This window comes from Rhodococcus sp. 14C212, assembly GCF_011058195.1.
GTDB lineage: Bacteria > Actinomycetota > Actinomycetes > Mycobacteriales > Mycobacteriaceae > Rhodococcus > Rhodococcus aetherivorans.
In genome coordinates, this window is record NZ_JAALEH010000012.1 from 85,574 (window position 1) to 103,677 (window position 18,104).

Annotated in this window: 16 protein-coding genes and 6 pseudogenes; 11 read left to right on the plus strand and 11 right to left on the minus strand. The window is 69.2% G+C overall.

Going from position 1 to position 18,104, the window contains the following annotated elements:
• Positions 1 to 54: 54 nt before the first annotated feature.
• On the plus strand, positions 55 to 1,947 hold the full coding sequence (locus G6038_RS08620; RefSeq protein ID WP_165037272.1) for a propionyl-CoA synthetase: 1,893 nt from the start codon (positions 55 to 57) through the stop codon (positions 1,945 to 1,947).
• 91 nt (positions 1,948 to 2,038) lie between these two features.
• Here G6038_RS08620 and G6038_RS08625 read toward each other — a convergent pair whose 3' ends face one another.
• Positions 2,039 to 2,344, minus strand: coding sequence for a DUF3618 domain-containing protein (locus tag G6038_RS08625; RefSeq protein ID WP_165037273.1), 306 nt, complete (start codon positions 2,342 to 2,344; stop codon positions 2,039 to 2,041).
• On the minus strand, positions 2,341 to 3,894 hold the full coding sequence (locus G6038_RS08630) for a YhjD/YihY/BrkB family envelope integrity protein (RefSeq protein ID WP_165037274.1): 1,554 nt from the start codon (positions 3,892 to 3,894) through the stop codon (positions 2,341 to 2,343). Before G6038_RS08630 ends, G6038_RS08625 begins: the two co-directional genes overlap by 4 nt.
• A 92-nt stretch (positions 3,895 to 3,986) precedes the next feature.
• Between G6038_RS08630 and G6038_RS08635 the strand changes: the two genes are divergently transcribed.
• Positions 3,987 to 4,481 carry a flavin reductase family protein gene (locus G6038_RS08635; protein WP_165037275.1) on the plus strand — a complete coding sequence of 165 codons (495 nt, stop codon included), beginning with the start codon at positions 3,987 to 3,989 and terminating at the stop codon, positions 4,479 to 4,481.
• A 1,014-nt stretch (positions 4,482 to 5,495) separates the two neighbouring features.
• Here the strand turns inward: G6038_RS08635 and G6038_RS32040 are convergent.
• Positions 5,496 to 6,380: pseudogene (locus G6038_RS32040) on the minus strand (DEAD/DEAH box helicase); the annotation flags it as partial.
• 341 nt (positions 6,381 to 6,721) lie between these two features.
• Between G6038_RS32040 and G6038_RS08650 the strand changes: the two are divergent.
• Positions 6,722 to 7,057: a type II toxin-antitoxin system HicB family antitoxin gene (locus G6038_RS08650; protein WP_165037276.1), complete on the plus strand. Its 336-nt coding sequence runs from the start codon at positions 6,722 to 6,724 to the stop codon at positions 7,055 to 7,057.
• 91 nt (positions 7,058 to 7,148) lie between these two features.
• Here G6038_RS08650 and G6038_RS32045 read toward each other — a convergent pair whose 3' ends face one another.
• Positions 7,149 to 8,315 carry an ATP-dependent RecD-like DNA helicase gene (locus tag G6038_RS32045; RefSeq protein WP_346772776.1) on the minus strand — a complete coding sequence of 389 codons (1,167 nt, stop codon included), beginning with the start codon at positions 8,313 to 8,315 and terminating at the stop codon, positions 7,149 to 7,151.
• A gap of 24 nt (positions 8,316 to 8,339) precedes the next feature.
• Entirely contained in the window at positions 8,340 to 8,735 is a 396-nt protein-coding gene (locus tag G6038_RS30920; protein ID WP_206024461.1) for a hypothetical protein, read from the minus strand.
• A 179-nt stretch (positions 8,736 to 8,914) separates the two neighbouring features.
• Here G6038_RS30920 and G6038_RS08660 point away from each other — a divergent pair, with 179 nt between their 5' ends.
• Positions 8,915 to 9,670 carry a pyrimidine reductase family protein gene (locus tag G6038_RS08660; RefSeq protein ID WP_165037277.1) on the plus strand — a complete coding sequence of 252 codons (756 nt, stop codon included), beginning with the start codon at positions 8,915 to 8,917 and terminating at the stop codon, positions 9,668 to 9,670.
• Here the strand turns inward: G6038_RS08660 and G6038_RS08665 are convergent.
• Entirely contained in the window at positions 9,642 to 10,697 is a 1,056-nt protein-coding gene (locus G6038_RS08665; RefSeq protein ID WP_165037278.1) for a YbdK family carboxylate-amine ligase, read from the minus strand. The two genes, G6038_RS08660 and G6038_RS08665, sit on opposite strands and share 29 nt — an antisense overlap.
• A gap of 80 nt (positions 10,698 to 10,777) precedes the next feature.
• On the opposite strand from G6038_RS08665, the gene G6038_RS08670 reads away from it, so the two are divergent.
• Positions 10,778 to 11,266, plus strand: coding sequence for a CinA family protein (locus tag G6038_RS08670; RefSeq protein WP_165037279.1), 489 nt, complete (start codon positions 10,778 to 10,780; stop codon positions 11,264 to 11,266).
• Here the strand turns inward: G6038_RS08670 and G6038_RS08675 are convergent.
• Positions 11,235 to 11,849: a TetR/AcrR family transcriptional regulator gene (locus G6038_RS08675; protein WP_165037280.1), complete on the minus strand. Its 615-nt coding sequence runs from the start codon at positions 11,847 to 11,849 to the stop codon at positions 11,235 to 11,237. The genes G6038_RS08670 and G6038_RS08675 overlap by 32 nt on opposite strands.
• Positions 11,850 to 11,931: 82 nt before the next feature.
• Here G6038_RS08675 and G6038_RS08680 point away from each other — a divergent pair, with 82 nt between their 5' ends.
• Positions 11,932 to 12,519, plus strand: coding sequence for a dihydrofolate reductase family protein (locus G6038_RS08680; protein WP_165037281.1), 588 nt, complete (start codon positions 11,932 to 11,934; stop codon positions 12,517 to 12,519).
• Positions 12,520 to 12,529: 10 nt separating this feature from the next.
• Here G6038_RS08680 and G6038_RS08685 read toward each other — a convergent pair.
• Positions 12,530 to 12,670, minus strand: a pseudogene (locus tag G6038_RS08685) (IS30 family transposase); the annotation flags it as partial.
• On the opposite strand from G6038_RS08685, the pseudogene G6038_RS08690 reads away from it, so the two are divergent.
• Positions 12,669 to 13,055 (plus strand): annotated as a pseudogene (locus tag G6038_RS08690) (transposase); the annotation flags it as partial. The pseudogenes G6038_RS08685 and G6038_RS08690 overlap by 2 nt on opposite strands.
• 14 nt (positions 13,056 to 13,069) lie before the next feature.
• Here the strand turns inward: G6038_RS08690 and G6038_RS08695 are convergent.
• The 3 genes and pseudogenes from G6038_RS08695 to G6038_RS31235 all read right to left on the minus strand — a co-directional run.
• Positions 13,070 to 13,378 (minus strand): annotated as a pseudogene (locus tag G6038_RS08695) (IS30 family transposase); the annotation flags it as partial.
• 98 nt (positions 13,379 to 13,476) lie between these two features.
• Positions 13,477 to 14,735 (minus strand): IS3 family transposase gene (locus tag G6038_RS08700; RefSeq protein ID WP_165037282.1). Its coding sequence is split into 2 segments (ribosomal slippage): positions 13,477 to 14,384 and positions 14,384 to 14,735, totalling 1,260 coding nucleotides; the frame shifts between segments, so codons are not numbered across the junction.
• 108 nt (positions 14,736 to 14,843) lie between these two features.
• Positions 14,844 to 15,015 (minus strand): annotated as a pseudogene (locus G6038_RS31235) (helix-turn-helix domain-containing protein); the annotation flags it as partial.
• Between the two features lie 343 nt (positions 15,016 to 15,358).
• Here G6038_RS31235 and G6038_RS08710 point away from each other — a divergent pair.
• The 4 genes and pseudogenes from G6038_RS08710 to G6038_RS30925 all read left to right on the plus strand — a co-directional run.
• Complete coding sequence (locus G6038_RS08710; protein WP_206024462.1) at positions 15,359 to 15,664, plus strand: transposase; 306 nt, start codon at positions 15,359 to 15,361, stop codon at positions 15,662 to 15,664.
• Positions 15,665 to 16,028: 364 nt separating this feature from the next.
• Positions 16,029 to 16,361, plus strand: a complete 333-nt coding sequence (locus tag G6038_RS08715; RefSeq protein ID WP_165037284.1) for a hypothetical protein — start codon at positions 16,029 to 16,031, stop codon at positions 16,359 to 16,361.
• Positions 16,362 to 16,514: 153 nt separating this feature from the next.
• On the plus strand, positions 16,515 to 17,603 hold the full coding sequence (locus tag G6038_RS08720) for an alpha/beta hydrolase (protein WP_346772777.1): 1,089 nt from the start codon (positions 16,515 to 16,517) through the stop codon (positions 17,601 to 17,603).
• 280 nt (positions 17,604 to 17,883) lie between these two features.
• Positions 17,884 to 18,104: pseudogene (locus G6038_RS30925) on the plus strand (hydrolase); the annotation flags it as partial.

Consider the following 18,104-nt stretch of genomic DNA (forward strand, 5'->3'; position numbering starts at 1 on the left):
CTCTCGAATAGGGTGGTCAGCGTCACAGGCTGTGGTCAGAGAGGATGCGAATCGATGAGCTCGTACGCGGAGGCCTTCCGGCAGAGCGTGGAGGACCCCGAGGGGTTCTGGCTCGAGGCGGCCCGCGCCGTGGACTGGGTGAACGCGCCGACGCGCGCCCTCGACGGCTCGCAGGCCCCGTCGTTCCGCTGGTTCCCCGACGGCACGCTCAACACCAGCTTCAACGCCCTCGACCGGCACGTGCAGGCCGGGCACGGCGACCGGCCCGCCCTGATCTGGGATTCGGCGATGGTCCCCGCCAAGCGCACCTACACCTACGCCGAGCTGCTGGGCGAGGTCGCGGCGTTCGCCGGGGTGCTGCGCGATCAGGGCGTCGTCGCCGGCGACCGCGTCGTGATCTACATGCCGATGATCCCGGAGGCCGCGATCGCGATGCTCGCGTGCGCCCGCATCGGCGCCGTGCACTCGGTGGTGTTCGGCGGTTTCGCCGCCAAGGAGCTCGCCACCCGCATCGACGATGCCCGGCCGGTGCTGCTCGTCACCGCCTCCGGCGGCCTCGAGCCGGGCCGCACCGTCGAGTACCTGCCCATGGTCGAGCAGGCACTGTCGCTGTCACAGACCCCGCCGCACACCGTGATCGTCAAGAACCGGGAGATGATCCCGGGCTCGGCCGCCGACTACAAGGCCTCCGTCGCCACGTGGTTCGACTGGGACGAGCTCACCGCCGACGCGGACCCGGCCGAGCCGGTGACCGTCGCGGCCACCGACCCGCTGTACATCCTCTACACGTCCGGCACCACGGGGAAGCCGAAGGGCGTGGTGCGCGACAACGGCGGGCACGCGGTGGCGCTGACCTGGTCGATGCGCAACATCTACGACATCTCCCCCGGCGACGTGTGGTGGACCGCGTCCGACGTGGGCTGGGTCGTCGGCCACTCCTACATCGTCTACGGCCCGCTGCTGATCGGCGCGACCACCGTCATGTACGAGGGCAAGCCGGTGGGCACGCCGGATGCCGGCGCGTTCTGGCGGATCATCAACGAGAACCACGTCGTCGCGCTGTTCACCGCGCCCACCGCGATCCGCGCCGTCCGCAAGGCCGACCCCGAGGCGAAGGAGCTGCAGAACTACGACATCTACTCCCTCCGTACGCTTTTCGCCGCGGGCGAGCGGCTCGACCCGGACACCTACGAGTGGGCGACGAAGGTGCTCGACCGGCCCGTCGTCGACCACTGGTGGCAGACCGAGACCGGCTGGGCGATCGCCGCGAACCTGCGCGGCCTCGAACCCCTGCCGCTCAAGGCGGGCTCGCCCACCGTGCCGGTACCGGGCTACCGCGTCGACATCGTCGATGCCGAGGGCAAGCCGGTCGAAGCCGGCACCGAGGGCAACATCGTGATCGCCCTGCCGCTGCCCCCGGGCACCCTGACCGGGCTGTGGCAGGACGAGGACCGCTACCGGCGGTCGTACCTGGAGACCTTCCCGGGCTACTACCTCACCGGCGATTCCGGCTACGTCGACGAGGACGGCTACGTGTTCGTCCTCGGCCGGTCGGACGACGTCATCAATGTTGCCGGCCATCGGCTTTCGACCGGAAGCATGGAGGCCGTGGTGGCGTCGCACCCGGCCGTCGCCGAGTGCGCGGTCGTCGGCATCCGCGACGAGCTCAAGGGCCAGCGGCCCTCCGGTTACGTGGTGCTCAAGTCCGGCGTCGAGATCGACCCGGAGACGCTGCGGCAGGAACTCGTGGCGATGGTGCGCGAGCAGATCGGCGCGGTCGCCACGTTCCGCGACGTGACCGTGGTGCAGGCGCTGCCGAAGACCCGCTCCGGCAAGATCCTCCGCAAGACGATGCGGCAGATCGCCGACCACGAGCAGTACACGGTGCCGTCGACGATCGAGGACCCGTCGGTGCTCGAGGCGCTCGAGCAGCAGCTCCGCGGGTAGCTCGCCACTCGGAACGTCGAGAGGGAGGTTGTTGCGGAGCCCTTTCGGGCGATGCCGCAACAACCTCCCTCTCGACGCGAAGACCTCCCGCTCAGTGCTTGCGGCGGCGGCGCACCACCTTGCGCTTGCCGTTGCGCTTGCCGCGACGGCGCGCCACCCGGCCCACGACGAGGGCCGCGACGATGCCTCCGACGACGGCGGCTACGATCTGGGGACGTTCCTGCGCTTTCACCTGGACTTCGTGCACCCTCTCCTGGGCGGCCGACTTCGCGCGGGCCGGGACGTCGACCTTGTGGGCGAGGGCCTCCACCGTCTCGGCGAGTTCGGCGCGTTGCTGCTCGACGCTGGGCACCGCGTCGGCGGCCTCGGTGTTGCGTGCGGGGTCGGGACCGGTCATCGCACATGCTCCTTCACGGTGTTCACGTCCTTGCGGATACTCTCCGCCGTCTCGCTGGGCACCGGTGGGGCCGAGTTCTTGGCCCGCGACGCGCCGACGGCGGCCAGGGTGCCGCCGACCGCCAGGACGATCAACGAGACGATCAACGCGGCCAGCCACGGAGAGAGCACGGTGGCGAGCCCCAGGATCGCGGTCGCGATGAGGGCGCCGACGCCGAGGTAGATCAACATCAGCCCGGCACCGGCGACACCGACGCCCACGCCGACCCGGGTGCCCTTGGCCTTCACCTCGTCGAGGGCGTGGGTGACCTCGGTGCGCACGAGGGTCGGCACCTGAATGCTGAGCCGCTCGATCAGTTGCGCGGTGGACAGTTCGCTCGGGTCCGTGGCACTGTGCGTGCCGCCGGGGGACGCGGTCATCGTCGAGTCCTTTCGGTGTCGTACGCCGTCTCGGCTTGGTCTGTCGCCCTCCGCATCGTCGTCGGTGCCCTCGCGGGCCGACGCGGTGTGCGCGAGGCGGAGTTCTCGGCCGCGGTCGATGTCCTCTTGCCGCTTCTCCTCGTTCTTCTCGATGTTGCGGGTGTCGCGCGGCGGCAGCTGCAGCGTCTCCTCTGCCTCGATGCCGGCCTGCAGCTGGCGTCCACGCTCGAGCTCGGCGTCGAACTCCGCGCCGAACAGCAGCGCGAGGTTGGTGATCCACAACCACAGGAGGAAGACGATCGCGCCGGCGAGGGAGCCGTAGGTCTTGTTGTAGCTGCCGAAGTTGGAGACGTAGAAGGCGAACGCGAGGGACGCCACGATCCACGTGACGATCGCGATGGTCGCGCCCAGGCTGATCCAGCGGAACTTGGGCTGCGACACGTTCGGCGTCGCGTAGTACAGCACCGCGATTATCATGATCACGAGCAGCAGGATGACCGGCCACTTCGCGATGTTCCAGATCGTCACCGCAGTCTCGCCGAGCCCGATCACGTCTCCCACGGCCCTGGCGATGGGACCGCTGACGACGAGCATGAGCGCCGTCGCGCCCATCGCGATCAGTGCGAGAGCGGTGATGAGGAGCATCCAGGGCCGCAGCTTCCAGATCGGCCGCCCCTCCTCGATCTCGTAGATGCGGTTCATGGCCCGGCCGAACGCACCGACGTAGCCGGAGGCCGACCACAGGGCGCCGGCGATACCGAGGATCAGAGCCAGGCCCGCGGTCGGTGCCTGCACCAGCTGTTCGACGGGGCCGCGCAACGTGTTCACCGCGTCGGTCGGCCCGAGGTCCTCGACCAGCTGCAGCACCGTGTCCACCGTCGTCCCACCCTGGCCGAACACGCCGAGGAGCGACACGACCACGAGGAGGGCGGGGAACAGCGACAGGACGGCATAGTAGGTCAGGCCGGCGGCGAGGTCGGTGCACTCGTCGTCACTGAACTCACGAGCCGTCTTGCGCAGAACGAACTTCCACGACGGTTTCGTCAGGTCGGTCGGCGAGTCGGGTTTGCGAGAATCCTCCGGTCGCGGGAAGTCCTCCGCCACGTCGGGGTCGCCGTGTTTGGCCGTCATGGTGCCGCGATTACCCGTACCCGGTGCGGACCAAACGCCGCAACCGGCCGGAACGGGCTGCCGAGCGCACCGACCGGGCGTAGGAATGGGGCATGACGACCGCACACGAGGTGTTCCGCTCGATCGTCGGCCGCCTGGATCAACCGGTGTTCGTCGTCACCACCCGGGTCCTCGAGGAGCGCACCGGGTGCCTGGTGGGGTTCGCCACCCAGGTCAGCATCGACCCACCCCGGTTCCTGGTGGGGCTGTCCATCTCGAACCGCACCTTCCGGGTGGCCGCCGCCGCCGAGCATCTCGTCGTCCACGTGCTGGGACGGGACCAGCTCCCCCTGGCGCGCCTGTTCGGCGGCGAGACGGGCGACGAGGTGGACAAGTTCTCGCGGTGCGCATGGCACGACGGCCCGCACGGGCTGCCCGTCCTCGACGGCGTCCCGGCGTGGTTCAGCGGACGCGTCGTCGGGCGGGCCGCGCTGGGCGACCACGTCGGATTCCTGCTCGACCCGGACGGCGGAGAGTGTCACGGCGAACTGAACGACGTGATCCGGCACGGCGACGTCCGCGATCTCGACGCCGGGCACGCGCCCTGACGCCGCGCGGCCGCATCGCGAATTCCCGACCGCGGCTCGGTCGCCACAGCAGACGTGACGGCTGTCGGGCCGCTCTATCGACGCACGTGACGCATCGGTTCACCGGCGGCGCGGGCAGCACCGACGGGATGGGCGAGCCTGGCCGCAAGCGTCGCCACTGCCAGATCAGCGGGCAAGCCGCAGAGAACTTCAACCCGGCCAGAGCACCGCGGTCGACGTGCGGCTCACGCACCGTCATCGCCGCGACCGCCTCCCACCGTCCGGACTCGCCGTCCGCCAGCATGGCGACGGTCCGGTCGGGATCGACGACGTCGGCGAAGCTCGCCCGCAGCCCGGCGAGAGCCTCCGTGCCGCGACGTGTGAGCCGCACACCCTCCGGGTCGTCACCGAGCAGCACCGCCCGTATGCCGCGTGTGATCTCGAACGACAGACCGCCGCCGAGACCCGACCATTTCGCTCGTCCACCGGACTCGACGGGGTCCACGAAACAGCGCCGGTGCTGCCAGTCGATGTGGGTGACCTTCCACGACCGTCCGGCTAGCAGCAGCACGCGGTCCGTCGATTCCTCGGCCAGCACGTCCGTACCGACGGTGCCCACCTCGTTGCGGCCGGCGAGGACGGTGAACTCCGGTGGGGCGCTGAACACGGCGGTCAGATCAGAGAAGTAGCGTCGGCCGAAGCGCCGCTCGGCCTCGGGCCCGATATGCAGGAACGGCCCGTCCCGCTCGAAGTAGCCCTCCGCACTGAGATAGTCCATGATCTCGTCTGTGTGATCATCGAACACCGGCAGCGACCCCCACCACTGGCGCCAGTTCGATACGCCGAGTCGATGCTCTTGTAGGCACAGCGCCATCAACTGCTGCGCGGCCAACTGCTGCGCGGCGATGTGTCGCGGTGACGGTGGCGGCACGATCGGCTCCACCCACCCGCGTGCCCAACAGTGCAGCATGCCCAGGTCAGCAGCACCTGGTCGTCGTCGACACACAGAAACAGGCAGTTGCGCACCGTGCCGGGACGTCGGCCGCTGCGACCGAGTCGCTGCAGGAACGATGCGACCGTGCGCGGAGACCCGGTTTGGACGACGCGGTCGAGGTCACCGATGTCGATGCCGAGTTCGAGAGTGGAGGTAGCGCAGCGATCACCTGATCGGCGTTGGGGATCGAGCCGACGTAGTCGACGGTGACGTCCGGCGGTTCGGCAGCGGGCGCTGCGGCCGGAGCGACGACAGTGCGGGGACGGTCGGTCACGCCGCCCTGCAACCACGCCGACAATTCGTCAGGATTGCCGACGGTCGCCGACAGCCCGATCCGTTGCACAGCTCGCCCGGCAACCCGCGCGAGCCGTTCGAGGACGGCAAGCAGGTGCCAGCCGCGGTCGTCGCCGGCGAAGGCGTGCACTTCGTCGACGACGACGGCCCGCAACCCGTCGAACAGCACGCGCGGGTCGACCTTGGTGGAGACCAGCATCGCCTCGAGCGACTCGGGCGTGGTGAGGAGAATGTCGGGCCGCTCGCGCAGCATCCGCTGCCGTGCGGACTGCCCCACGTCGCCGTGCCAGACCGCGGCCGTACGACCTAGCCACTGAGCATATCCGTGCAGGCGCGGCTGCAGGTTGTTGAGCAGCGCCCGCACCTGGGCACACGTACAGCACCGACGTGCCGTGCCAGTCCTGCTCCGCCATCACCGACAGCAGCGGGAATATCGCCGCCTCGGTCTTGCCTCCCGGGGTGGGGGCGAGCACCAGGGCATCGGCGCCTGCAAGGTTCGGCTGCACCGCCGCGGCCTGGGGGCTCAGCCCATCCCAGCGCAGCGTGTTGGCAAGGTGATACTGCACTCCGGGGTGCAGCAGGGAGAAGGCGCCGACAACCGCTTCGATCGACGTCTCCCTCGGCTTACTCACAGGGCCGTTGTTTGCACACGAACACATCGAGGCAAACACAGCACTACATACAGAACCTTTCCCTGCTTGCACATGCGCTAGCATTGGCAGGTGACGAAGGCCGACAAGATCCGGGCGGCAATCGAGCGGAATCCCAGAGGGTCCGCTATGACGACCTGTACCGGCTCTGCGTCGAGGTCTTCGGCGCACCTCGACAGGAGGGAACAGTCATGCGGTGTTCCGCACACCGTGGCCCGGTGACCCACGTGTGAACATCCAGCGAGGAAGCACGGCGAAGCCAAGCCCTATCAGGTTAAGCAGGTACTGGGCGCGATCGAGAAGTTCGAGAGGAAGGAGGAGTCATGAATCGGCCGGATGCGCGTCATTACTCCTATCGTGTCCAGTGGTCGCCGGAGGACGGCGAGCATGTGGCGACGGTCCTCGAGTTCCCCTCGCTGTCCTGGCTCGCCGAGGATCAGAGCGGTGCGCTGGAGGGGCTTGTCCGTGTCGTCGACTCGCTCATCGATGACCTGATCGCGAATGGCGAGACCGTTCCACAGCCGTTCGCCGAACGCACCTACAGCGGCACGATCTACGTCCGTACTTCACCCGATCTGCACCGCAGACTCGCGATGGAAGCAGCGGAACGACACGTCTCGCTCAACCAGTTGGCCGTGCAGCGCCTCGCCAGCGCGTGAGCGTGCCGCCCGACGTGGCGCTCAGCGCTTCTTGGGTGCGGCCCGCTTCGCAGCACGCCTGGGTGGTGCCACGCGGGTCGCACCGATTACCTCAGCGGCACGCTCTCGCCAACGCGGTTCGTCCACCCTTCCCCGGTCGTCGGTCGTGAACAGCACGCCGGTCGGACCGCCCGACTCGGTGACGCCCTGCTCCTCGTACCAGGCGCGCTTCTTCGCCCAGGCGGCCGCATAGGCCGGGTTGTCGAGCATGCCGAGGTGCTCCCAGTACACGATGCGGCCGCCGGCGGTCGTGACAGTGAAATCCGGAACCCGGGTGCGACCGGTCAGTACCAACGAAGGGTTGCTCGTAGACCCACGATCCGGGGCCGAGTTCTTCGAGGATGCCGGCGATGATCAGTTCGTTCTTGCTGCGCACGAGGACACCGGTCTTGCTGACGTGTACTAGACCCGCATCCAGTCGGCTCATATCGGGGCCTGCCGACGTACGCACCGCCACCGGGTCCGGCGGAAGCGTCAGGTCGGTCATCCGACGGCCGGTATCGGAACCGCTGGCTCGGGTCAGCTCGAGCAGTTCGTCGATCGGCCCTTCGTGGCACAGCACCACGCGGTCGGTCTGCCGGGTCAGCGCCGTGTACAGCAATTCGCGGGACACCCGGCGCGCACCGGCCGGGAGCATCACCACGACGAGGCCGAACTCCGAGCCCTGCGCCTTGTGGACGGTCAGCGCCCACGCGAGTTCGACCGGCGCATCGGTTTCCGACGGTCCCATGGTCGTGGTGAAGCGGCGGCCGAGCTGACCGGAGTACTCGACCTGGGTCTGCCATGGCGGGTTCTTCATCGCCTTGGTCTTGATCTGCCCGATGACGACGCCGATCTCGCCGTTGGCGAGATACCCTTTGGCTTGCCCTTCGGACTTGGACCAGAATTTCGCGAATGCACGATTCCTGGTATTGACGACCTTGTCACCCAAGACGATTCGTTCCGCACCCAGCGGCTCCGGCACGCTTCGGTACTTCCTGGGCATCTGGGCCTTGCGGAGTTCGAAGCCGCGGTGCGTCTCCTTCAGGTGCCGGTTGAGCCGGACGGTTCCGTAGGTGTAGTTGCGGAACGGCGAAAGGATCTGCCACTTCTCGATGCAGGAAGCGGCGTCGTAGTAGTTCACGTAGGGCTCGACTGTGGCGCCGTACGATGCCGCGAACGAACGGCCGTCGTCGTCGGTGCGGATTTTCAATTCCTCGGCGAGAACATCGTCGATCACCTGCTCAGGCGTTCGTCCCGCCCACTAGACTGCGCGCAAGGACGGCATCTCCTCGCCGCGACGGATCCGTTCCCACACATCGTCGAAGCCCTCGGGGATCTCGTCCCCGGCAAACCACTTCGCCAGCATCAGATCGTCACGAACATGTCCCTGCTGGCGACGCAGCACCGTCGGCTCGGCCCAGCCGGGAGCGACCGCAGGCCAACGCCCGTCGTGCCCGGCGCGGGCGGCCCGCTCCAGATCTACGAAGGGCCTACCCTCCCCGATCGGCGGCAGCTGCCGGGGGTCACCGACGAGGATGAGACGATCCGGCGGGACGAACGGGGGTGCGTCCGGCAGCGCGTCCCGGACGAGGGCGAGTCCCTGCTTCCCGTGATCGAACTGCGAGGGGCTGACCTCGACCCAGCGATCGCTGTGCACCAGTCCCGATCTCCTCGCGTCCTTCGTTGTGTTGATTGCCGAATCTAATGGGTCGGTCCGGCGCGGTTCCGGAGACCACGCCGGACGACCGCTCGACCGTCAGGTGTGCTTGTGTGATCGCCACAGCGGATGCCCGGGTTACCGACGACTGTCGCGGACCCTCGTGATGTGATCGAGCGATGCGGCGCCTCGACGATCCGACCTGCCCGGCCCGTCCGCTCGACGACGACGAACTGCGGGCCCTCTACGCCTACCCGGCCGATCTGCGGTCGCCGTGGATCCGGGTCAACTTCGTCTCGTCCCTCGACGGGGCCGTCGCCGTGGAGGGCCGCTCAGGTGGGCTCGGCACACCGTCGGACAAGAAGGTGTTCGGGCTGTTGCGGGGCCTGGCCGACGTGATCGTCGTGGGCGCGGGCACGGCACGCGGCGAGAACTACGGCGGCGCCCGCACCGGCGCGGCGCTGCGCGAGCGGCGCATCGAGGCCGGCCTGAGCGAGGTGCCGCCCGTCGCGGTGGTCACCGGCACGTGCGACCTGGACCCCGGGTGCCGGTTGTTCACCGACACCACCGTCGCGCCGGTCGTCCTCACGTGCGAGACCGCGCCCGGGACCCGTCGCCGCTCTCTCGCCGCCGCCGGCGCGGACGTGCGGGTGATCGCCGAGCATTCGATCGACGGGCACGCGGTGCACGACGCGCTGGCCGCGGCGGGTTGGACCCGCGCCCTGTGCGAGGGCGGGCCGCGGCTGTTCGGTCAGCTGATCGCCGACGGCGTGGTCGACGACCTGTGCCTCACCCTGGCGCCGCTGCTCGCCGCAGGTCCGGAGGGACGCATCGCCACCGCCCCGCAGACGGCGGTGACGTCGATGCGGCCCGCCCACGTCCTCGCCGACGACGACGGCACCGTCCTCACCCGGTGGATACGCGGGGAGCGGTGACGGGACGCGGCCCCGCCAGGAGCTTCTGCACCTCATCGAGGTCGCCGTGGGCCCGCAGGACCGGCGCGACGCGGTCCAGCAGGCGGGCGAGCATGTCCCGGGCCGGCGTCCGGGTGCCGGTGTACACGTCCACCGCCGGGCCGTCGAGACCGTAGCGGGCGGCGCTCCACACCGCCGCCGCACCGAGGTCCGGCTCGACCGGCCGCGCCTCGACGCCACGGCGCAGATCGTCGAGGGCGGCGCCGACCAGGCCCCGGCCCAGGGCCGCCTGCAGAACCGTGCCGTCGACGGTGGCGGCGGTGTCGGCCGCGCGGATCTCCACCGTCGGCACGTGGACCGACGGCCGGGCGAGCCAGAACGTCATCCATGAGTCGAGCAGCACCCCGGCGTCGACCAGTCGGGCGACGAGATCGGCGGCGTGCTGCGCCGACCGCAGGTACGGGGGCGGACCGAAGCCCGGAAACCGGCTCTGCTGCACGATGCGCCAGCTCGCGTATCCCGTGTCGCGGCCGCCGTGTCGCCGGGAGTTGGCGCCGAGCGCGACGAGCGTGGGCAGCCACGGGGACAGATGGTTCACCACGGCGGCCGCGGTGTCGCGGTCGGCGACGCCGACGTGCACGTGGCAACCGCACGCGTGGTAGTCGTCGACCAGCGCGCGGTACCGCTCGGCGATGGCGGCCCGCCGACCCGCCGCGACGAGGGTGCCGTGTCCGGCGCCGGACTCGGGCACGCCGACGGCGGCGACCCGCAGCCCGCATCGACGGGCGGCGGCGTCGAGGGCGGATCGGGACGAGGTCAGCTGGGTCCGCAACTCCGCGAGGGTCCGGCACACCCCGCCCACGGCCTCGATCTGGGTCGGATGCAGTTCGCCGACGAACGTCACCCCGGGCACCCCCGGAAGCCGGCCGCACAGCGCGTCGAACTCCGGCGCGGGGTGACCCGTCGCCGGATCGACGAGCAGGAACTCCTCCTCCACGCCCATGGTGACGCCGTCTCCCGGATCCGCGCCGGAGGTTTCGGAGGTCATGGTTGCGGGCTACCCGTTGCCGCCGGCGGCGACACGCCGGCCGGTACAGTCCGGACAGCATCCGGCGGAAGGAGTTCCCCATGCCCGACGACGTTCCCGAAGGCTCGGCGCGATCCAGCGCGACGGCCGAGCGGATCGGTGAGCTCGCCGCCGACCGCGACCTGACCGTCGCGTGCGCCGAGTCGCTCACCTCCGGCGCCCTGGCAGCCCGGCTGGGCGCCGCGCCGGGCAGCGCAGAGTGGTTCCGCGGCGGCATCGTCGCCTATTCCCGGGCGGTGAAGCACTCGCTGCTGCGGGTGCCGGAGGGCCCGGTGGTCTGCGAGGCCGCGGCGCGCACCATGGCCGAGTCGACGGTCGACCTGCTCGGCGCCGACCTCGCGGTGGCGGTGACCGGGGCGGGCGGACCGGACAGCCAGGACGGGCAGGAGCCGGGCACGGTGTGGTTCGCCGTGGCCGGGCGCGGACCGACGCACGCCGAGGAGAGGTTCTTCCCGGGCGAGCCCGAGGACGTTCTGGCCGAGACGGTCTTTCACGCGCTCACTCTGCTCGCGGCTCGCGCGGCGAGCTGAGCGGGCCGGTGCCCGCCCGGCCGAGCAGCCGGGTTACGAGTTCGGTGACGAGTTCGTCGGGGGTGGCGTCGGCGCCGATCGAGGTGGTGAGCAGGTCCAGCAGCAGCCCGTCGATCGCGTAGTGCAGCAGCGCGACCTCGAGCGCGGTGGCGGGTAACTGTGCGGCGTCGTTGAATTCGACGTCGAGCCGGTAGTTGCGGGAGAGCGTCGCACCGAGCACCTCGGCGAGGCCGGGGCTTCTGCGGGATTCGAGGCGCAGTTCCATCAGGGCGACGGTCAGGTCCGGCTGGGCGGTGGTCCGCTCGACGAGGTATCGCATGTAGTCGATGTAGAGGTCGACGCTCGGGGTCCGTCCGGCGAGCGCCTCGAGCCGGCCCGGGTCGGGGGCGAGCCGCTCGAAGATGCGCGCACCGAGGGCGCCGAGGAGTTCGTCCCGCGTCGGGAAGTAGTTCGCGCAGGTACCCAGGGGCACTCCCGCCTCCCGGTCGACAGCGCGGTGAGTCAGCCTGCGGGCGCCGTCCGCGCCGAGCACGCGCAGGCCGGCATCCGCGAGCTGTGCTCGGCGCTCCGGATTCGCTGCCATGAAAAAACTCTAGCATCTACCACAACATCTGTTGTAGTTTGACCACCACAGGTGTTGTAGTCGACGATCCGAGGAGCCCTTCGTGCGAAAACTGACCTATTACGTCGCGACCACGCTCGACGGGTTCATCGCCGACCCGGCCGGCGGTTTCGACTTCTTCCCGGTCGAGGGCGACCACATGGGATACCTCCTGCAGGAGTTTCCGGAGACGTTTCCGGTCCACGCCCGCGGCTCCCTCGGAATCGAGGGACCACCGAAGCACTTCGACGCCGTCGTGATGGGACGGCAGACGTGGGAGCCCGCCCGCGACGCCGGGCTGACGAGCGCCTACCCGCACCTGCGGCAGTACGTGTTCACCACGACGATGACGCAGGCGCCGGACGAGACGGTCACGCTCGTGGCCACCGATCCGCTCGAGTACGTCCGCGGCCTCAAACACGAGGAGGGACGGGGAATCTGGCTGTGCGGCGGGGGCTCGCTCGCCGGGGCTCTGCTGCCCGAGATCGACGAGCTGGTGCTGAAGGTGAACCCGATCGTCGCCGGGGACGGAATCCCGTTGTTCCGCCGCGGGTTCGGGCCACGCCGCTTCACCCGGCTCGAGACGAAGACCTTCGACAGCGGCGTCACGGTGTGCCGCTTCGCGGCCGGTGTGTCCGTTGGGCGGTCCTGACCAGGCGGATTCATGCGGTCGTCGCAACGAGCCTCTCCTCGAGGCGCTCGGCTGGAGTATGCCAGTCGAGCGTCTTGCGGGGGCGTTCGTTCATCTCGTCGGCAACGAACTCCAGGTCCTCGGCGGTGTGGACGGACAGGTCGGTGCCCTTGCCCGGCTTCGGGACGGTGCTGGCGGCGACGTTCCTGGCCAACACGGGCGGTGAACTGAGCGCATTCGGGACCGCGGACCGACTTGCCTCGGTGGCCGGGGTAGCGCCTGCTCCACGAGACTCGGGCAGGATCAGCGGCAATCATCACCGGCCCCGCCGCTTCAATCGGCGATTGCTGCGCACCTGCTATCTCGCTGCCCTGTCGAGCCTGAAAAGCAGTCCTGCTTCACGCAGGTTCTACGACCGCAAGCGTGCCGAAGGGAAAAGTCACAAGCAGGCGTTGATCGCGCTTGCACGCCGGCGGATCACTACCTTGTGGGCGATGCTGCACGACCGCACCCACTATCAGGAGCCAGACCCTGTAGAACTCGTTCCGGCTGCTTGACAACAGCATTGAGATTCCCAGTGCCCGGGCACGGCGCGATCGTCGGCCTCGGCGGGACGCTGCGAGATGTGCACCATCTCGGGGATCCGGCCGCGCCGCTCGTCGGGCCGACGCCTGCTCGCGCGCAACGTCCGTTTCGTTCGAAGATGTTGTTTCAGTTCCCGTTCGAGTGCGCCGCGGGACTGAATGTAGAGCGAGAGGTAGATCGTTTCGTGCGACACTCGCATCTCCGCATCCTCGGGGAACTCGCGGATCAGGCAGTGGGAGATCTGCTCCGGCGAGTGGTTCTTCTCGAGCCGCTGCTGCACGAATCCGCGCAGCCGGTCGCAGACGGCCAGCTTCGCCGTTTTCGGGCGCGTGGCGCGCTGCCGGGCGGCCCGGTGTGGGGCCTTACCCCCGGATTGTGGACACGGGTGGTGGATTACGCGGCGGATGCCAGCATAGCGGTGTAGAGGGTCTCATAGGTGTCCGGGGACCGGTGTCCGCACCAGGAGTGCCTCCTTCTGGTGTTGTAGCGGGTGACCCAGCGGAACACCTGGCGTCGGCATGTGGCCTCGTCGGGCCAGGTGTTCGCGCTCTGGAGGACTTCTCGTTTGAGGGCGGCGTTGAAAGATTCGGCCAGACTGTTGTCGGCACTCGTGCCGACCATGCCCATCGACTGGGTGACGCCGAGACGGTCGCAGAGAGCGGCGAACTCCTTTGACGTGTATTGACTTCCGTGATCGCTGTGAAAGACGGCCCCGGCCAGTCCATTACGAGCCTGGTCGGCGGCACGGAGGGCGTCGGCGACGAGGTCGGTACGCATATGGTCGCCGATCGCCCAGCCGGCGAGCTTACGGGAGTAGCAGTCGATGACTGTCGCCAGATACAGGTTGGCTCCGCCCTCGATCGGCAGATACGTGATGTCGCCTACGTAGATGCGGTTCGGTGCGTCGGCGGTGAAATCCCGCTCGAGCAGGTCGGGCACCTTCCGGTCGGCAGGTTCGGGGACTGTGGTCGTGACCCGTCGTCGGCGCCGGTAGCCGACGATGTCGTTCTCGCGCATCACCCGGGCCCCCCGCTTGTGATTGATCTTCTCGTCCGCAGCAACACCATCGTTGAGTTCGGCAGTAATCCTCGGGGCTCCGTAGGTGTTGTCCTCGGTGTGGATCACCCGGATTCGTTCGGCCAGCTGCGCGTCGTCCTCGGCGCGAGCCGCCCTCGTCGGCTCTGCGGACTTCCAGGCATAGTAGGATGAGCGCTCGATCTCGACGAGCTCGCATAACCGCTTCACCTGATAGGTGTCGGAGTGGTCGGCGACGAAGCGGAAGCGGTTCACCATTTCGTCTCCCCGGCGAAATACTTGGCCGCCTGGCGGAGGATCTCGCGTTCGGTGGTGAGCTTGGTTGTCTCGGCTCGTAGGGCAGCGTTTTCGGCTTCGAGGCGGGCGAGTTTCTGCTCGACGGTCTCTGGTACGTCACCCGCGCCCAGACGTTGGCTGTGGGGCCGTGCCGGTGTGTGCACCCGGGTGCCGTCGACGTGGGTTTTGGTGCCGGTCCCGTATTGGTCGATCCAGCCTGTCAGGGTGCCGCGCACGACCCCGAGGTCAGCGGCGATACCTCGGATCGTCGCGCCCGGTGTCGACTCGTACAACTCGACCGCCTGGCGCCGGAACTCTTCCGAGTAGTTCTTGCGTGACATGACTGAAGATCATCTCGCTTCCCCAGCGGTGCTGGATTCAGCGTGTCCAAGAACCGGGGTCAAGGCCCGTGCGGTCGAGGCGATGTAGTAGCCGCGCTTGTTCGTCCCGCGGGTGATCTCCCGGCTGATCGTGGACGCCGGACCGGCCCAGTGCCCGGGCGATCTCGTATTGCTTCCTGCCGGCCTGGAGCAGCTCGGAGATCACCTCGCGCTCCTCGAGCGTCAGATGCCGCCCCGACGGGGGTGGCGTCCGGCGGGGACGAACCCCACCGGACGCCACGATCCACCGCTGCGCCGTCGAGGACGACACGGCCGCGGCGCACGCTGCCTCCGTCGTCGAGGCACCCTCGCCACGGCATTGCCAGAACCTCCGCCGTGCGTGCTCCGGGGCCGGGGGTCGACCGACCCACACCATCTGCAACACCCTCCATCATCAGGGATATTGCAACGACTGGTTGAACCCGCCCCACCAAGACGCATCTGGCGTGCGAGCAGGGCCGCAAACCCTTGTCGATCGTGGTCACCGCCGGTCAGTGCGGCGACAGCCCGCAGTTCACCGTCGTCCTCGACGGGATCAGCGTGCCCCGTCCCGGTCGCGGTCGGCCCCGGACAGCCCGGAGCGGGTGCTGGCCGACAAGGCCTACAGCAGCGCCGCGAACCGCGCCTACCTGCGCAAACGCGGAATCCGCGCCACCATCCCGATCAAGGCCGACCAGGCTGTTCACCGGAAGAGGAAGGGCTCGTCCGGCGGCCGTCCACCGGCGTTCGACGCCGAGCACCACAAGCAGCGTCACGCCGTCGAGTGCGGCATCAACCTGCTCAAGCAAAACCAGGCGGTGGCAACCAGATACGACAAACTCGCAGTCCGCTACACGGCCACCATCCGGATCGCTGCCATCAATCAGTGGCTCCGAGCGGTCAACTTTTGAAACACGGCCTAGTCGACTTCCTGCTGGACGGTGGAGACTCCGACGGCGACGGCGACGGGGCAGGGACAGCTGTCGCCTCCAGGCCGCCGATGGCGGTGTCACCTGTCTGCTCCCTCCGGGTCCGCGGTCGCACCAACCGGCCTCGGGCGGGCGAACGATCCGCCGCCCACCCCGGTCGAGAGTTCCGTCGGCGAGAAACAGGTATCCCCCCGGGTCATTCGGCCGATGCCCTCGGGCCCCACAGCGGGCGACGATACGACCTGCCACACCGCGAGAGCCGGTCCTCTGGTGACGCCGACACCGTTCGTCGTCGCCCTTCGGAATGGACCCGTCGCGTGGACTGCACGGAAAGGGGCCCGCACCGATGACGGCAGAATCGTCCAGCTGGGGGGACTATGTCACGGCGGCGTTCTCCCGCGATTTCGTCGCCGAGGGATTCGACTACGACACCGTCGAACAGATCCATCGCGGCGTCTTCGACGAGTGGCGGGTTGCGCTGGCCCGCTCGGGTCTGTTCACCAACCGCGCCGTCGCCGAGGCGGTGCGCTGCTGGCAGAACAACCCCTCCTCCCTGCTGGACGCCCTGCTTGCGGACGCGGACGAGATGACCGACAAGCGCTACCGGACCGCGTGGAACGCACTGGACCGAACTGCTGCACACGGCGGCTCCGTCCGGGCCGCGGCCCGGTATGCATGAGCGCTCACGGCGGTCGAGCGGTCTGCAGCACGCCCCACGCCGCGAGCGGACCCCCGGCCGACTCGGACTCCACCTCGGCAGCGTGCATAGTCCCCCGGCCCACGCGTGCCCGACCCGTCCGGGGGCGCAAGAACGACTGATGTGAGGACCATCGTGACGACCACCCCACCGTCGGAACCCGGCGATCTCGACGGATGCGCCGCGCCGCACGGGCCAGGAGTCCCCCTTCGCCCCACCCAGGTGCGTGGGCGGCACTTCCCCGGAGCCAGCGTGCAGGCGCAACTGCTGGCGCGATCGCTCCAGCTGACCCTGCGCCCGGTGCTCTCCCTGTGGGCGCGCGCGTCCGGACTGCCGTGGCCGACCAACCTGATCGAATCCGTCGGAAACCTCCTGCCGCCGATCGAGGGCACCCGCTGCCGACCCGCGACGCTGCCGCACTGCGGCGCGCTCTGGGTCCAGGCCCGGGACGTCGGTGCCGACCGCGTCGTCCTCTACCTGCACGGCGGCGCGTTTCTGTGCTGCGGCTTGCGCACGCACCGGCGTCTCGTCTCGCGCCTCTCCGCCGAGGCCCAGGCACCGGTGCTGATGGTCGACTACCGGATGCTGCCCACCCATACGATCGACGATGCCGTCGACGACAGCATCGACGGGTATTGTCTGCTCCTGGCCACCGGCTACCGGCCCGAGCAGATCGTGATCGCCGGCGACTCCGCCGGCGGCTACCTGTCGTTCATGGTGCCGCTGCGGCTCCGTGACGAGGGCCTGCCCGCCCCCGCAGCCGTCGTAGCGCTCTCCCCGCTGACCGAGTTGGATCCGGCCCGCAAACTGGCCCACCCCAACGCGGACCGGTGCGCCCTGCTGCCCGCCACCGCCGCGGCGGAACTGTCCCGACTCGCCCGGCGCCTCGAAGCCCACCGGGCGACCGGCCCCCACACCCGGGCCCGGCTGTGCCCGATCGAGCACGATCTGCGCGGCATGCCCCCGACGCTGATCCAGGTAGGGTCGGACGAGCTGCTGCTGCCGGACGCCGAAACCATGGCCCACCGGCTCGCCGCGGCCGGCAGCCACTGCGAGCTGCAGATCTGGGACCGCCAGGTGCACGTGTTCCAGGCCGCGGCCGATCTGCTGCCCGAATCCCGGCGGGCCATCGCCGAAATCGGCCACTTCATCCGGTCCATGGTTCCGGACCCGGCACCCGGTGCGTTGCGGCGCCCCGAGAAGACATCGGGAAACCCTGCGTAGCATCCGGTTTCGGACCCGGAGTGGGGTCCGTGCCCGCCGACTCACCGACCGATTCCGGCGTGACGAGTTCCGGGGTGGCGACACACCTCAGCGTGGGCGGCCCGACCGCCGGCGCCGGGAGACAGGCCCGGTTCGTGATCTACCCGCATCACCGAACCAGGTAGGTGTATGGGCCGATCGGCCGTTGTCCGCCTCGTTCGTGACCGGAATGTTATGGAGTGTTCCGTCCGAGCGGCACCTCGATCCCTCGGACACCGCATGACACGAAGGACTCCATTTCATGGCCAAGCACAGAGCCCATCGCGGTAACCGCCTGCAACTGTCGACCACAGGGCTGCTGCTCGTCGGCGGCGTCGGGGTGGGAGCACTCCTGCTTCCGGCCGCTCCGGCCGCAGCCGAGCCGATCACCATCCCCGGCATCGGGACGTTCGACCTCCCCCACACGCCGGCGCTTCCTCCGGTGCCCACTCCTGTACCCCTCCCGGTTCCCCACCCTGCGCC